The 16,047-nt window shown below is 59.5% G+C and carries 14 protein-coding genes; 9 read left to right on the forward strand and 5 right to left on the reverse strand.

The genetic code is table 11. The features are described 5' to 3' along the window. Window positions 1-14: 14 nt before the first annotated feature. Window positions 15-1,970, forward strand: a complete 1,956-nt coding sequence (locus ACIQJ2_RS32930; protein WP_400675876.1) for a putative bifunctional diguanylate cyclase/phosphodiesterase — start codon at window positions 15-17, stop codon at window positions 1,968-1,970. Window positions 1,971-2,013: 43 nt separating this feature from the next. Here ACIQJ2_RS32930 and ACIQJ2_RS32935 read toward each other — a convergent pair whose 3' ends face one another. From ACIQJ2_RS32935 to ACIQJ2_RS32955, 5 genes are all read right to left on the reverse strand, one after another. Further along, window positions 2,014-3,105 (reverse strand): lactonase family protein, encoded by a 1,092-nt coding sequence (locus ACIQJ2_RS32935; RefSeq protein WP_400675846.1) that lies wholly within the window; start codon window positions 3,103-3,105, stop codon window positions 2,014-2,016. A 64-nt stretch (window positions 3,106-3,169) separates the two neighbouring features. Further along, a complete protein-coding gene (gene kdgD / locus ACIQJ2_RS32940) occupies window positions 3,170-4,072 on the reverse strand; it encodes a 5-dehydro-4-deoxyglucarate dehydratase (protein WP_400675844.1) in 903 nt (300 codons plus the stop codon). Window positions 4,073-4,109: 37 nt separating this feature from the next. Continuing rightward, window positions 4,110-5,084, reverse strand: coding sequence for a mannonate dehydratase (locus ACIQJ2_RS32945; protein ID WP_400675842.1), 975 nt, complete (start codon window positions 5,082-5,084; stop codon window positions 4,110-4,112). A gap of 64 nt (window positions 5,085-5,148) precedes the next feature. Then, window positions 5,149-5,865 (reverse strand): FadR/GntR family transcriptional regulator, encoded by a 717-nt coding sequence (locus ACIQJ2_RS32950; protein ID WP_400675841.1) that lies wholly within the window; start codon window positions 5,863-5,865, stop codon window positions 5,149-5,151. 123 nt (window positions 5,866-5,988) lie between these two features. After that, complete coding sequence (locus ACIQJ2_RS32955) at window positions 5,989-6,573, reverse strand: NADPH-dependent FMN reductase (RefSeq protein WP_400675839.1); 585 nt, start codon at window positions 6,571-6,573, stop codon at window positions 5,989-5,991. A 401-nt stretch (window positions 6,574-6,974) separates the two neighbouring features. On the opposite strand from ACIQJ2_RS32955, the gene ACIQJ2_RS32960 reads away from it, so the two are divergent. The 8 genes from ACIQJ2_RS32960 to dhaL (ACIQJ2_RS32995) all read left to right on the forward strand — a co-directional run bounded on the left by ACIQJ2_RS32960 (window position 6,975) and on the right by dhaL (ACIQJ2_RS32995) (window position 16,042). Beyond that, the gene (locus ACIQJ2_RS32960) at window positions 6,975-8,453 is read left to right on the forward strand and encodes a sugar ABC transporter ATP-binding protein (protein ID WP_400675837.1); all 1,479 of its coding nucleotides are present in this window, start codon (window positions 6,975-6,977) and stop codon (window positions 8,451-8,453) included. A gap of 55 nt (window positions 8,454-8,508) precedes the next feature. After that, on the forward strand, window positions 8,509-9,513 hold the full coding sequence (locus ACIQJ2_RS32965; protein ID WP_199150166.1) for an ABC transporter permease subunit: 1,005 nt from the start codon (window positions 8,509-8,511) through the stop codon (window positions 9,511-9,513). A gap of 84 nt (window positions 9,514-9,597) precedes the next feature. Further along, window positions 9,598-10,587 carry a substrate-binding domain-containing protein gene (locus tag ACIQJ2_RS32970; protein ID WP_199150167.1) on the forward strand — a complete coding sequence of 330 codons (990 nt, stop codon included), beginning with the start codon at window positions 9,598-9,600 and terminating at the stop codon, window positions 10,585-10,587. A gap of 62 nt (window positions 10,588-10,649) precedes the next feature. After that, window positions 10,650-11,423, forward strand: coding sequence for an SDR family oxidoreductase (locus ACIQJ2_RS32975; RefSeq protein ID WP_400675835.1), 774 nt, complete (start codon window positions 10,650-10,652; stop codon window positions 11,421-11,423). 33 nt (window positions 11,424-11,456) lie between these two features. Then, window positions 11,457-12,449, forward strand: coding sequence for a dihydroxyacetone kinase subunit DhaK (locus tag ACIQJ2_RS32980; protein WP_400675833.1), 993 nt, complete (start codon window positions 11,457-11,459; stop codon window positions 12,447-12,449). Between the two features lie 12 nt (window positions 12,450-12,461). Further along, a complete protein-coding gene (dhaL, locus tag ACIQJ2_RS32985) occupies window positions 12,462-13,103 on the forward strand; it encodes a dihydroxyacetone kinase subunit DhaL (protein WP_199150170.1) in 642 nt (213 codons plus the stop codon). Window positions 13,104-13,228: 125 nt separating this feature from the next. Then, on the forward strand, window positions 13,229-15,325 hold the full coding sequence (locus ACIQJ2_RS32990; RefSeq protein ID WP_400675831.1) for a bifunctional sugar-binding transcriptional regulator/dihydroxyacetone kinase subunit DhaK: 2,097 nt from the start codon (window positions 13,229-13,231) through the stop codon (window positions 15,323-15,325). A gap of 54 nt (window positions 15,326-15,379) precedes the next feature. Then, a complete protein-coding gene (gene dhaL, locus ACIQJ2_RS32995) occupies window positions 15,380-16,042 on the forward strand; it encodes a dihydroxyacetone kinase subunit DhaL (protein WP_400675829.1) in 663 nt (220 codons plus the stop codon). Window positions 16,043-16,047: the final 5 nt, after the last annotated feature.

Genomic DNA, 16,047 nt, shown 5'->3' on the forward strand with positions numbered 1-16,047 from the left:
AATGGCTCGAAACAATGATCAACTATGTTCCGGACTTCATCTACGCCAAGGACAGAGATGGCCGTTTCCTTTTCGCCAATCGGGCCATTGTCACCAATAATGATTTCAACAACGTCGAAGAGCTGATCGGTCTTACCGACGCAGAAATCCATTCCGAGGCCGACGCTGAGAAAATCGACGAGGTCGAGCGGCGCGTCATGGAAACGGGCGAGCCCGATCTCGGTGTCGAAGAGAGGCGCATCCGGGGCGAAGGATGGCTGATGATGTCGCGTGTGCCGCTGCGGGACCGGAGCGGCAACATTATCGGCGTGGTCGGCGCATCACGGGATATTTCCGCTCGCAAGCGCGCAGAGGAATTGATGAGCGCGCAGACCAGGCTCCTGCAGGATGTGGCAAGAGGCGTCGATCTCGGATCATTTCTGAGGGACGCCCAAGCGCTTCTCGAGAGATTGCTCGATGGAAGGCGCGTCCATTTCCAAGTCGCTGACGGACAAGCGGAGGTCTTCACGGAGGAAGCCGGCGAATTTCCCATCCTATCGCGCGATGGCGGCCGGCATGGCGTTTTGATGGTCGCCAAGGCTGGAGACAATGATGATGCCGGCCTCATGGAATTCCTCGCAGGCGTGGCGCAAACAGCAGGGATTGCCATCGATCGGCACCAGGATATCACTCACATAGCCTATCTGGCGGAGCACGACGCTCTCACAGGCCTGCCGAACCGCACGCTGCTCGACCGCAAGCTCGGAGATCTCCTCGAAAAATCCTCTCGCCAGCAGAAATATGTCGCTGTCGCTTTCGTCGACCTCGATAATTTCAAGCTTGTCAACGACAGTCTCGGCCATGCGGCCGGCGACGAATTGCTGAAAGTGGTGGCAAGGCGAATATCGACACTGATCCGAAACGACGGCATCGTCTCACGGATCGGCGGCGATGAGTTCATCATCGTTCTGGAGGAAAGTTCCGACCCGATGTCCGAGCGCTTGCGTGCCATTCTCGACTCGATCTCGGCACCCTTGACGATCGACGGCGTCGAAATTCGGGTTACCTGCAGCATTGGAGTAGCATGTTCCGGCGAACACGGAGACACGGCGTCCGAGCTATTTGCCAATGCCGACATGGCGCTCTATCGCGCCAAGGAATCCGGCCGCGACCGCATTCAGCTGTTTACGCACGCCATGGGAGAGGAAGCACGCAACAAACTCCTCCGTATCGAGGAATTGCGGCGCGCCGTCGAGCGGGACGAGTTCGTACTCCATTATCAACCCCAAAAGGACATCCGCACCGGCAAGGTCGTCGGCGTCGAAGCGCTGGTGCGATGGCAGCATCCGGTCGAAGGCTTGTTGCTTCCGGGCGCATTTATCCCCCTGGCCGAGGAAACGGGGCTCATCGTTGCAATCGGCGATATCGTATTGCGCAAGGCTTGCCAGCAAAACCGAGACTGGCAAGACCGGGGCCTTGCCATGTTGCGAGTGGCGGTGAATGTATCAGCAAGGCAATTTCTCGAACGCTCGCTGACGGATCAGGTGTCATCAGCGCTGCAGTCCGCCGGGCTCGATCCCCGTTGGCTTGAGCTTGAACTCACGGAAAGTCTGATCATGCGCGACCTCGAGGGCGCCATAGAACGCATGCACGAGTTGAAGCTGCTGGGCGTCAGCCTTGCGATCGACGACTTCGGCACCGGATATTCAAGCCTCAGCACTCTAAGACGTTTTCCGCTTTCGCGGTTGAAGATCGACAGATCCTTTATCGCGGATATTCCCAACAAGGCTGGTGACATGGCAATTACCGCCGCCATCGTATCACTTGGCAGAACTCTCGAACTCGAAGTCGTCGCCGAGGGGGTGGAAACCGAAGAACAGGCGCATTTTCTCGCGGGCGCCGGATGCGAGATGTTCCAGGGCTACCTGCTTGCCAGACCCTTGCCTCCTTCCGAGGTCGAGGACCTCATTTTGGAGATGGCGACACGGTGAGATGGCGATTGACCATCATCACCGGCAACGCCAGCCGGCAGAGTTACTTAAACCTCACGATTTCGATCCAGTTAGCGCCGGCGCTGACCGGATATCGACCGACGACATCGAGTTCGCCACCAGCCTTATCTATCGCGTAGACCGAGAGCCGCTCTGACTTTTCGCCGGACGCCACCAGAAAGCAACCCGACGGGTCGATACGAATGCCGCGCGGCTGCTGCTCTGTCGGATAGCTGGTAACGTAGGTGAGCCTCCCGCTTTCCCCATGAACGCGAAAGAGTGCAATCGTGCTCGTGGTCCGCTCCGTCGTGTAGAGGAACTTGCCATCGGGCGTGATGCCGATATCGGCGGCCCAGACTTTCGGCTTGCCGTCATCCACCAGGCCCAAGGCCGACGGTGCGATGCCGGGAGACAGACCAGCCTCGCCTGGAACGGATGCGACGCTCTCGACTTCGGTCAGCGTTCCCGAGGACGCATCCAATGCATAGTGGATCACATGTCCCGTCAGCTCGGTCAGGACATAGAGATATTTGTTATCCGGCGACAAAACGATGTGACGCGGGCCGAAGCCCTGCCCTGTTGCAATCCTGGCCGGATCATTGGCTTCCAACATGCCGCTTTCCGGGTCGAAGACGAATTGCAATACGGCATCGGAACCAAGATTTGTCGCAAAAACGTATCTGCCGCTCCGATCGCAGAGGATCGAGTGGGCATTGCGTCCGGTGGGGACAATCTGTCGCTCGCCCTCTGCGACAAGCCCGTCCCTGCCGATCGGCAGGACCGCAACCTTGTTGCCACCGTAGGAGGCTGCGAGAAGCGTCCTGCCCGATGGTTCGGTCGAAATATACGCCATGCTATCGGACAAGGGCGCCTCTGCCCTCCGCTCCAACTTGCCGGTCGCCGGATCTATCGCCAAGGTCAACAGGCGATAGGGTTGTGAACGGATGGCGGCATAGAGATGCCTCCTATCCACGCCAACAGCCATCGGCATGACCATTTCACCGGCTTCGAAGGAGGATATCGGCGTGAGCGCGCCGGTTGCCTCCTCCATTTCATAGATGTCGATCATCCCTGCAGCCGATGCGGAAACATAGACGAAGGTCCGACTGAGGTCCGTGAGCGAAGACTGAAGCATTGTCCCTTTCCACAAGCTTTGGCGGTCGGCCGTTTGGTCGCTCGGGCGACCTTTCCAACGGATACTAGCTGGCGGCGGTGACGATTTTTTCCAATATCGCCATTTCCTCTGTGGTCAAATCGGTCAACGGAGGCCTGACGGGGCCTGGATCCTTGCCGAGAACACGCAACCCCGCCTTGATGATCGAAACGGCATAGCCTTTTCTGCGATTGCGCAGACTGACCAGCGGGAAGAAGAAGCCCTTGAGGATCGCGTCTACCGTTGCCTGATCTCCCCCGCGCAACGCCGCGTAGAATCGCTGAGCCAGCGCGGGCACGAAGTTGAATACCGCGGACGAATAGGTCGTCACGCCTGCGGCGAAATAGGCCTGTGCATAGACCTCGTGCGTCGGCATGCCGCCGACATAGACCAGCCGATCCTTGAGCGTCGTGGTAATCTCGATCACCTTGTCGACTTCTCCGACGCCATCCTTATAGCCAATGAGATTGGGGCACTCGTCGGCCAGTTTCGCCAGGCTCTCGGCTGTGAGTATGGCGTTGTCGCGATTATAGACGATGACGCCGATACCGACGGCCTTGCAGACCGCTTTCACATGCGCGATGAGACCTGCTTGCTCGGCGAACATCAGATAGGGCGGCAGCAACAGCAGGCCATCGGCACCCGCCTTCTCCGCCGACCTTGCGATTTCTACGGCAAGCGAGGTCCCGTAGCCGGTTCCGGAGATGATCGGCGTGTTGCCGGCCGCAGCCTTGGCGGCACGAACCACCTGCGGAACTTCCGCGGGATTGAGGGAGAAAAACTCGCCGGTACCGCCAGCGGCAAACAGTGCCGCAGCATCGTAGCCTGCCAGCCATTCGACATGATTGCGATATTTGGCCTCGTCGAATGAGAGATCCTGATTGAAATGCGTGACCGGAAAGGACAGCAGCCCACTGCCGACGGCTTGCTTCAGTTCATTCGGGTTCATGGCGAAATCCTCCTTTGTTCAACGGACAAATCCAGTCTCAGCCCTGACCGAGCGTCTGCAAAAGTGCGGCGATATAGCCATAGCAAAAGGCAAAGGCGACGCCTGTGGGATCGCGGCCGCTGATGGTCGGGACATGATCCGGCATCAGCATGTATTGATAACCGACCTCCTGATAGACCCGGACGGAACGGGCCATATCCATGTCGCCTTCCTCGGGGAAGGTTTCCATGAAAGACAGCTTGCCGCCCCGGATGTTGCGGAAGTGGACATTGAAGATCTTGTTGCGCGTACCGAACCAGCGAATGACTTCGTCGATCTCCGCGCCTGGATTGTCGAGCATCTCACCGACCGAGCCCTGGCAGAAGTTCAGTCCGTGATAGGGGCTCTCCCGCATGAGAACGAATTTCTTCAGCCCTTCCACGGAGCCCAGCACGCGTGTCACGCCGCGATATCCGGGAGGTGTATACGGATCGTGCGGATGACAGGCCAGCCGAACGCGATTGCTGGTCGCCACAGGAACGACGCGCTCGAGGAAATAATCGATCCGCTCCCAGTTCTCATCTTCCGACAGGACACCGGCAAGGCCGGATGCCGCCTGCTGATCGGTCCTGTTCCAGCGGAAACTTGCGTTCATTGAGCCGCCGCGGCCGGGCTCATCTGCCGTGCGTGGAATCCCGATGAGATTGAGATTGTATTTCACGGAAGGGATGCCAGCCGCCGCAACATCCTCGATCAGCTTGCACACCGCATCGATCTGTCGGTCACGATCGGGTCCAGCAAGCAGGATATCAGGATAGGAAGCTCTCTCGACAGGCTGTGACGGGAGGGGAAGCTGGATCATGTCCAGAATCAACCCGAAGCTCTCGATCTTGTCACGATGACGCTCGAGATCGGACAGCGCCCACGCATCGGGCGCCCCCGGAGGATCGGCGCAGATGTGCTTTACCCCAAGTTGCGCAAAGACCCGATAGTCATCGTCATCGCGCGCCTCGACTTGCGTTCCCAAATACACCCGCGGCATCTCCTGTGGAGCTCGTATCATATGACATAATATGACTTAAAAGAAGAGTCGAGCCCTATTGCGGCTGCCGATCCGCCAAGCGTCGATAGCGCCGCTGGCTGGCAATCATATGAGCCCGCATCGCCTGGCGCGCCCGATCGGGATCCTGTTCGGCGATTGCCGATAGGATTTCCGTGTGTTCGGCCTGGACCTTCTCGAGATAGGCGCGGTCATTGGCCTCCGGCAATGTCGGAAACTGGCCGCGCGGGATTGTGCGCAGCCCGAAATGCCTGAGAACGTCGACATAAAAGCGATTGTTCGTGGCAACCGCCACGGCCATATGGAACTCGTAATCCGCTTCGACCGTCGAAAGCCCCTGCTCTATCAGCGTCGCCATCTTGCGATTGGCGGCCGCAATTGCGGCTTCTTGCTCGGCGGTTCGGCGATAGGCGGCAATGGCGGCGGCTTCTCCCTCCGCCGCCATGCGAAATTCCAGCAATTCCAGCGTCTCCGGGATGCTTCTGATCTCAACCGGCGTCAGCAGCAGACCGGATCGTGCCGCCGCATCGGAAACGAATACACCCTTGCCTTGAACCGGAGTGACCAGCCCGGCGGCACGCAGATCGGCAATCGCTTCGCGCACGACAGTCCTGCTGACATCGAACGCGGCCTCAAGCTGCGGCTCCGTCGGCAGTTGGTCGCCTGCCTGGAGCTTGCCTGTCTCGATCTGCATCCGCAAATGGTCGATCACCCTTTGCGCCAGCCTTTGCCGCACCCGGGCATTTGTGGCCATTCAAAATCCTCAATTCCGCTGCCGCGATCGAAGTCCCACGGCCCTTCGCTTTCAACGAAAATTCATATTATGACTCAGTTTAAGCATGGTGCGTGGCGAATGCAAACAGAACGGATATCGAGACTAGATTTCCCAATCGGACGCATATGTTCTGGAGCTCAATCTGGATGAAAGCTCCAGCTTCACATCGACGGTTTTTCTCAGCCTTGCCGCCAGATTGTCGGACAGAATTGCTTCATCGTGCCAATCCCTATCCGTCGCATAAACGACATAGGGATTGATGACGCATTTGAAATCGAGCATCAGCGACATCGCCAGACTACCGTAAGCCATGTAGCTATGCGGAAGCCCGCCGGAACAGACGAAGGTGACGACTTGGTCGAACCAGGCCGACTTTCGCGCGCCCTCTCCAGTTGCTCCAGTCAACTCGATGAGGTTTTTGGCAGCGCTACCGACCGCCCAATTGTAAATCGGAACCGCGAGCAACACGCCGTCAGCATCGTGAATTGCATGATACAATCGTTCGTATGCGGGATGCACATAGCAGGTTGAGTTATCGAATGCCGGCAGCTCGATCTCGCGCAGGTCGATAAATTCGACCTCGCATCGCCTCTCCTGCAACAGCCTCTCCGCCTCGCGTGCAATCCGCCGGCTGCGACTTTCTGGATCCAGACTACATGACAGAATGGTGATCTTGGTTGGGTTCATCTCTGCCTCGTTGCCTAGTGATCGACATCAACTGGGTCGGCGCTGCACGCCAGAATTACGCAAAGTCTGCACGCCCACAATCAAATTTTCGGCACGTCCGATGTCGCGCATGCAAGCGAAATTCGCGACCGGCCTCCCTGCGCGAAACCCGCCGATTGCCGTTCTCCTGCAATTCGAGAAACCGAAATGCTCGAGAGAGCGTAATTATTACAATTAGTTACTCCATTCCTTCGAGAGCCGGCCTTGCGATCGTCGCCAGTGTCGAACGCCACGATTTGACGAATCCACAATCACGGTATTGACATTTGTCGAAAGCACTTCGAATATTGTCAACGTTGGTGCGGGACAAGGACGGACGACATGATCCGACTTGCTCCGGCATCCAGAGTGCGGAGGGGAACGTGGAATTCCTGCTTGAAGTAGAGGGGCTGAAAAAGTCCTTTGGCGGCGTCGCCGCACTGCGCGATGGTCGCTTTCAGCTGCGTCCCGGCTCGGTTCACGCCCTGTGCGGCGGCAATGGCGCGGGCAAGTCGACGTTCCTCAAGATCCTCATGGGCATCCACAAGCGCGATGCCGGCTCCATTCGCCGCCGCGGCAAGGAAGTGGAATATGCAAGCCCCGCCGAAGCGCTTGGCGCTGGCATTGCCATCATTGAGCAGGAACTCAGCCCCATTCCGCATATGACGGTTGCGGAGAATATCTATCTCGGTCGTGAGCCGTCCGCCCGCTTCGGCGGCATCGACTTCAAGACGATGAACCGCAACGCGCAGTCGCTGCTCGATCGGCTGCAGTTCAACATTCGCGCCACCCAATTCATGATGAACCTCTCGGTTGCCCAGGTTCAGCTGGTCGAGATTGCCAAGGCGCTCAGCCACGATGCCGAGGTGATCTTCATGGACGAGCCGACCTCGGCGATCGGCGAGAAGGAAGCGCAGCAGCTGTTTGCGACCATCGAAAGGCTGAAAGCGGAAGGCAAAGGCGTCGTCTACGTCTCGCACCGGCTGTCGGAGATCTTCCAGATCGCCGATTCCTACACTGCCTTTCGCGATGGCGCCTATGTCGGCAGCGGCGCCCTTGCCGATATCGATCGTCCCGGCCTCATCCGCATGATCGTCGGCCGCGAGCTTGGCGAGGAATACATCAAGACGAATGTGCCGACGGCAACGCCGGGGATGGAAGTCGCCGGCCTGACGGCCACAGGCAAGGTCAACGACATCTCGTTTACCGCCCACCAGGGCGAAATCTTTGGCATTTACGGCCTGATGGGATCTGGCCGCACCGAAATCTTCAACTGCATCTTCGGCGTGGACGCCGTCAGCAGCGGACAGATCAGGCTTGGCGGCGAACCCATCGTCGTGCGCAAGCCGGCCGAAGCCATGCGACACGGCATTGCCTTCGTGACGGAAGACCGCAAGCTGACCGGCCTCAACCTCATCGACAGCGTGCGCAACAATATCTGCTTGGCAAGCCTTCCCGAAATGAGCCCGCATTTCTCGATGGACCGCAAGGCGGAAGCCAGCGCCAGCCAGGATATGATTGAGCGCTTTGGCATCAAGGCGGCGCGCGACAGCATGCCGGTTTCCGGTCTTTCCGGTGGCAATCAGCAAAAGGTCGTGCTCGGTAAGTGGTTCCTGCGCAAGCCGAAAGTGCTGCTGCTCGACGAGCCGACACGTGGCGTCGACGTCGGCGCCAAGCGCGAAATCTACCGCATCATTTGTGAGTTCGCCGCCGAAGGCGGCACCGTCATCATGATCTCATCCGAAATAGACGAGGTTCTCGGCATGTCCGACCGCATCCTGGTGATGCGCCAGGGACGTGCTGCCGGAATTCTCAAGAGGGAGGAGGCCGACGCGCAATCGCTCGTGCACCTGTCGACCTGAACGCGGCAGAAGACGAAGCCCAGAATTAAGCGCCCGGCAACAAGAGGTATTTGCAATGTCCGCCACCGACAACAATCAGTCCAACTCCTGGTTCAGCTCGGACCGCCGCAGATTGATCATTCAGGAATACGGGATTTTTCTCGCCTTCCTGCTGCTCGCAGCCGTCCTCTCATTCTCGAACCAGTACTTCCTGACGGCCGGCAACATCTCCAACGTTTTGCTGCAGACCTCGATCAACGGCGTATTGGCGATCGGCATGACATTCGTCATTCTGACCCGCGGCATCGATCTTTCCGTTGGCTCCGTGGTCGCATTGACCGGCATCGTCAGCGCGAGCTTCGCGACGACCTCGGCGACGGCCGGGATCCTCGGCGCGCCCTACCCGCCCTATGTCGCTCTCGCAGTGGGGCTGCTGGTCGGCATCGCCTGCGGTGCCATCGTCGGCCTCATCGTTTCGCGCTTTGCAGTGCCCGCCTTCGTCGCGACGCTCGGCATGCTGTCCGCCGCCCGCGGCCTCACCCTCATCTATGGCGGCGGCAAGCCGGTTCCGGCCCTGACCCCCGATTTCCGCTGGATCGGCACCGGTAGCGTCCTGTCCATCCCGATGCCGGTCATCCTGCTTGCCATCGTCTTTGTCGTCGCCTGGTGGGTCCTCAACCGCACACGATTTGGCCGGTACATCTATGCCGTTGGCGGCAACCCGCATGCTGCCATCACCTCGGGCATCAACGTCAGCAAGCTGCGCTTCCTCGTTTATGTCATTTCCGGCGGTCTTTCCGGCCTCGCAGGCATGATCCTTGCAGCCCGTACCGGCTCTGCTCTGCCACAGGCCGGCATCGCCTACGAGCTCGATGCCATCGCAGCCGTCGTCATCGGCGGAACCAGTCTTTCCGGCGGCGTCGGTCGCATTACCGGCACGCTGATCGGCGCACTGATCATCGGCGTCATGAACAACGGCCTCGATCTGATGGGGATCCAATCCTACTACCAGCAGGTCCTCAAGGGCGCGTTGATCGTCGGCGCCGTCATGCTCGACCAAAAGAGAAATCTGGGCGGCTAGGCCCGAAGAAACTGCAGTGTTCGCACTCGCAAACCGAACGGCGCGTCACGATGGCGGCCGGACTTCCAACGGAGGAGAATTATAATGAAGAAATTACTTATAGCTCTTGCTGCTGCAACCGCGCTTCTCGCCTCGCCGTCCTTGGCACAGGAGAAGAAGCTGAAGATTGGCGCCGCCCCTTATGGCCTCAATGCCGAGTTCATGCAGATCTGGTCGGCAGCGCTGAAAGAACATCCCGCCGTCAAGAACGGTGACGTCGACCTGACGATCTTCGATGGCCGCTACGACGCGCTCGTTCAGCAGGAACAGGTCAACACGATGATCACGCAGAAATTCGACGCGATCATTTTCGTCCCGATCGATATCGAAGCTGCCGCAACCGCGGTTCAGGCAGCGCATGACGCCGGCATCCCCGTCGTCGGCTCCAACACCCGCGTGAACTCCGATCTTCTGACGTCCTATGTCGGCTCCGACGACACGATTTCCGGCTACATGGAAGCCAAGACCGTGCTCGACAAGATCGGTTGCAAGGGCAATGTCGTCATCCTCGAGGGCCCGATCGGCCAGTCGGCGCAGATCTCGCGCCTGGAAGGCAACAAGAAGGCTCTTGCCGAGTGCCCGAACGTCAAGGTCTTGGAAGACCAGACGGCCAACTGGTCGCGCGCCGAAGCCCAGACCCTTATGGAAAACTGGCTGACCTCGCATCCGGGCCAGATCAACGGTGTCATCGGCCAGAACGATGAGATGGCGCTTGGCGCGATCGAGGCGATCAAGGCTGCCAAGCTCAACGTCAAGGACTTCGCCATTGCTGGTATCGACGGTATCACCGATGCGCTTCATGCCGTGAAGGAAGGTACGATGACCTCCATCCTGCAGGACGCCAGCGCGCAGGCTCAGGGCGCGCTCGATCTCGCGATCTTTGCCGCCAAGAAGGGCAGCTACAAGCCGGAGTCGAAGATCTGGGAACAGTATCCCGCCATGCCCTTCAATGATGGCAAGGACAAGAACTACAATGTTCCGTGGACCCCGGTAACGGTCGACAACGTCGACAAGCTGCTCGAAACCCGCAAGTAACATCGATGCGGATGGGGCGAGATACTCGCCCCATCCAGTCCCCAGCTAGAGGCATGAACAAGATGACCGAGACATCCCCAGACATTGATTTGAACTTCCCGTTGTCAGGCAAGATCGCCCTCGTGACCGGCGGTGGCTCCGGCATCGGCGCAGCCGTTGCGGCGGCGTTTGCATCCAAGGGCGCCAAGGTCGCCGTTCTCGATATCAATGTCGACATGGCAAAGGCGAAAGCCGCCGAGATCGGCGGCGGAGCCGCGTCATTCGTCTGTGATGTCTCTGATCCTGCTTCCGTCAACAAGGCAGTCAGCGACGTCGTCTCGCATTTTGGCGGCATCGATATCGCCGTCAACAGCGCCGGCGTCGTCTTTCTGGCACCAGCTGAAGATCTGTCCTTAGACTATTGGGATAAAACGATAAATATCAATCTGAAGGGCTCGTTCCTGGTAACGCAGGCGGTCGGTCGCGCCATGATCGCTGCCGGTAAGGGCGGCAAGATCGTGAACCTTGCCTCGCAGGCCGGCACTGTTGCCATCGAAGAGCACGTCGCTTACTGCGCCTCCAAATTCGGCGTCATCGGCATGTCCAAGACCTTCGCTGCCGAATGGGGCAAGCACGGAATTTGCGTCAATACCCTGTCGCCAACGATCGTCCTTACCGAACTTGGCAAGAAGGCCTGGGCCGGGGAAAAGGGGGAAGCGGCGAAGAAGCGCATCCCGGCCGGCCGCTTCGCCTACCCGCAAGAAATCGCGGCTGCAGCCGTTTTCCTCTCCTCGGCAGGAGCGGACATGATCAACGGCGCCGATCTTCTGATCGATGGCGGTTATACAATTCTCTGAGCGCAAGCGCGCAATAATTCTACAGGAGGCACCATGCAGCGGTTCATCAACAATCCGGATGAAGTCGTTGAAGACACTGTAAAAGGCTTCATCAAGGCACATTCGGACATCGTCCGTTTGGCAGACAACCCGCGCGTCGTCGTCGCCAAGGATGCACCGCATGCCGGAAAGGTCGGTGTGATCACCGGCGGCGGTTCGGGTCATGAGCCGGCATTCATCGGCTATACCGGCAGGAACATGCTGGACGCAGTCGCAGTCGGCGAACTTTTCTCCTCTCCGACGGCCAAGAGCTTTCACGACGCCATTCGGGAAGCCAATGGCGGCCGTGGCGTGATTTGCCTCTACGGCAACTATGCCGGCGACAACATGAACGTGAAGATGGCCATCAAGCTTGCCGCCAAGGACGGGATCGAAGTTGCGACGGTTGTTGCCAACGACGATGTGTGCTCGGCACCGCCAGAGGAAAGGGAAAAGCGCCGCGGCGTGGCCGGCGAGATCTTCATGTGGAAGGTCGGCGGCGCCAAGGCAGCAACTGGAGCCAGTCTCGAAGAGGTTCGTATCACCGCGCAGAAGGCGATCGACAGCTGCCGCTCCGTCGGCATCGGACTTGGTCCCTGCACCCTGCCCGCCGTCGGTCATCCCAACTTCCAGATCGAGCCCGGCACGATGGAGGTCGGCATCGGCCATCACGGCGAGCCGGGCGTACGCGTCGAGCCGTTGAAGACAGCGGCCGAGATTGCAGACGCCATGTGCCAGATCGTTCTCGACGATCACAACCTGCCGGCTGGCTCCGAAGTCGCCGTGCTCGTATCGGGCCTTGGTGCGACGCCGGTGAACGAACTCTACATTCTGAATGACACGATCGAGACGAAAATCTCTGAGCGCGGTCTGAAGATCTACAAAACCTATGTCGGCAACTACTTCACATCGCTTGAAATGGTCGGCGCAACGCTGACCGTGATGGCACTCGACGAGGAACTGAAGAAGCTTCTCGACGTCGAAGTTCAATGCACGACGTTGCTCTGAGGGGATCGACTTATGCAGACATTCAAGAATGCGACGGCCGGCGACATCGTCTTGGCGATGGCCGACCGCATCATCGAAAACAGGGCCTATCTCAGCGAAATCGACGGCAAGATCGGCGATGGCGATCACGGCGTCAACATGGCCAAGGGCTTCGGCATGGCTTCGGAACGCCTGAAGGGCCAGAACCAGTCGCTGTCGGCTTCCCTCGACACGCTGGGCACCGTGCTGATGACCGAAATCGGCGGCTCCATGGGTCCGCTCTACGGCGTCATGTTCACCGAGTTTGCCGAAAAGCTCGATGGCATCGAGGCAATCGACAGCGCGGCGTACAGCCGGGCGCTTCATGCCGGACTTGAAGGCATTCAATCGATCGGCTCGGCGAAAGTCGGCGACAAGACCTTGCTCGACACGCTGGTTCCGGCCATCGAGGCCTTCGATGCTGCGAATGCGGCCGGCAAATCCTTCGCCGATGCGCTTGATGCGTTGGTGGCTGCCGCTGAGGCCGGCCGCGACTCCACGCTCAATCTGGTCGCCAAAATCGGTCGCGCCAGCAGGCTGGGCGAGCGCTCCCTCGGCGTGCTGGATGCAGGTGCAACCTCCTGTGCAATCATCCTGAAAGAACTTTCCGAGGGCGCGCGCGCTCGGCTCCAATAAGCGGGCTCTCCCAAGGCCGCGCGATCCGGCAATCTGCTGCGGGGTCGCGCGCCGTCCGAAGAAGCATTTGCAAACACGCATCATTGCTTCCATGTTCGGGCGGGAAAAGGGATATGTGACTCGTCATGACAGGCAAGGCAACTTCGGTCGGCAAAACTGGTGCAGGCAAAGCGGGCGCTCCGGATGCGATCGACGTCATGCCGTTGCGCTATGGCGACGATCCCTATGTCTGGGCTTGCTGGCTCTATTACGAAGACGGCAAGACTCAGGGTGAGATCGCCGACATCATGGGTATTTCGCGGGCAACCGTGAACAGCTACCTGGCCGATGCGCGCAGCCGCGGCATCGTCAACATCTCGCTCGAACCGTCACGGCTGAGCTCCCTTTCCATCGCACTGGAATTGAAACGCCATTTCGGGTTGCACGATTGTCTTGTCGTCCCGAGCGACGATGGGACACGCCCCTTGATCGATCGTCTGGGAACGGCAGGGGCGCAAGCCATCGCCAAGCTGCTCAAATCCGGTGATACTCTGGCCGTCGCGTGGGGGCGCACGGTCCTTGCCATCGGTGAACAGTCGAACGTGCCGAACCTTCAGGATGTAACCGTGGTCCAGGCGACGGGCGGCACGCGCGCGCGATTTGCTTATACGCCGGAGCTTTGCGCTGCAGCCTTTGCCAACGCGACAGAAGGCAGGCTCGTCAACATCACGGCTCCCGCCATCGTTTCAACCGCCGACGTGCGCAACATCCTGTTGGCGGAACCGTTGATCGAAGACCAGTTTGCCGTGCTTTCCAGAGCCAACAAGGCGGTCTTCGGCGTATCGTCCTTGCGGCCGAATTCGACGATCCACAGCAGCGGTTTCTTCGAATCCGTCTCGCTGCAAGACTATCTGGCCAAGAATGCGGTCGGCGTCGTCGCCGGCCGCTTTATCGATGCCAAGGGTCAGGCTGTCGCCGGCCCCCTCGATGACCGCACCATCGGCATATCGCTCGACATGCTGAAATCGATCGGGCTGCGCATCGCCGTTGCCGGCGGTTTCGACAAGGTGCCTGCAATCCTCGCCGCGCTGCGCGGCGGCTATATCAATGTGCTCATCACGGATGCCGCTACGGGTCGAGGCATTTTGAACGCCGATGGCGTTACCGCCCTCGATCAGAAGGCGACCCAGCGTCCACGGGCAGACAACAGCGTGGCGTTGCCGAGCAACTATCGCACACACATCAAGAAGTTCCTCAACAATCCCGATGACGTCGTCGACGAGATGCTGGACGGCGTCGTCAAGGCGCATACTTCCTACCTCACACCGATCAAGGGGTCGAACCGGGCGCTGGTGGCGCGGAATGGGCCGAGGCCCGATAAGGTCGGGCTCGTCATCGGCGGCGGCACGGGCCATGAACCCGGTTTTCTTGGCTATGTCGGCAAGGGCTTGGCGGATGCCGTTGCCATCGGCAACATCTTCTCCTCGCCGCCCCCGACACCGATCCTCGAATGCGCCAAGGCAGCCTCCGGCGGAAAAGGCGTGCTCTTCGTCTACGGCAACTATGCCGGCGACGTCATGAACTTCGAAATGGCCGCGGAAATGGCGCAGGAGCATGGGATCGACGTCCGCACAGTGCTGACGACCGACGACATCGCGTCGTCTCCCATAGAAGACAAAGAGGGGCGGCGCGGCGTCGCCGGCAATTTCTTCATTTTCAAGATTGCCGGCGCTGCCTGCGACAAGGGCTTGTCGCTCGATGCCTGCGAAGCCGCGACGCGCAAAGCCAACGATCGAACCTTTACCATGGGTGTCGCACTGGAACCCTGCTCAATGCCGCAAACACGGCGCCATAATTTCGAGATCGGCCCTGACGATATCGAGTTCGGCATGGGCATTCATGGCGAGCGTGGCGTTACCCGCGAGAAAATGATGAGCGCCGATGAAATCACGGATCGCGTCATGGACCGGATCTTTGCCGAGATGAAGCCGGCCGCCGGGGACCGGGTCGCGGTGCTGATCAACTCCTTCGGTGCCACGCCAATGATGGAACTCTTCATCCTGTTCCGCCGCGTCGAACAGAGGCTAAGCGCCAAGGATATCAAAATCGATGCAAATTGGGTGGGACACTACTGCACATCGCTCGACATGGTCGGCGCATCCATATCCATAATGCATCTTGACCAGGAGCTGACTGCGCTGTTGCACCATCCATGCGACACTTTCGCTCTAAGGGTCGGATGATCGTATAAGAATGAGCCCGGCAGCGACAGAACTGCTGGGACCGGGAGGAAGACGATGTCGGAAAATGCCGCTCGATGCCTGGGCAACATGTTTCAGCGCATATCCATCGCAATCAATGCCGAGAAAGACCGTCTCTCCGAGCTGGATGGCGCCATCGGCGACGCGGATCATGGGATCACCATGTCTCTCGGCTTCATGGCGGTCAATGCGGAACTCGCCAAGCTCGATCCAGCGCAAACGCTGCCTTCCGAGATATTTGCCGTCGCGGCATCGGCATTCCTGGATGCCGTCGGAGCATCGACAGGCCCACTTTACGCGACCGCCTTTCGGCGAGCATCGCAGGCGCTAAAGTCTGATGAATCGCTGTCGCCAGCATGCCAGGCCATGATCGTCGACGAAATGCGAGCCGGTATTCAGCAGCGCGGCAAGGGCCAACGCGGCGACAAGACCATGCTGGATGCGTGGATCCCGGCGGCCGAAGCCGCCCTCGACGCCAGAGCACGTTCGCTCGATGCCGCCGGCATGTGGAACGCCATTCTGGACGCTGCGGAAGACGGTGCGAACTCGACAAGCTCCATGGTTGCCGCCCGCGGCCGGGCGGCCCGCCTGGGGCAAAGATCGCTCGGACACATCGATCCCGGCGCTGCGTCGGCGGTGACTATTTTGCGCGCGATGCGCGACACCTTTGCAGAAGACCAGACGGGAGATCGATCCTGACGGGA

The organism is Rhizobium sp. NPDC092011 (assembly GCF_044756305.1).
Classification (GTDB): Bacteria; Pseudomonadota; Alphaproteobacteria; order Rhizobiales; family Rhizobiaceae; genus Rhizobium.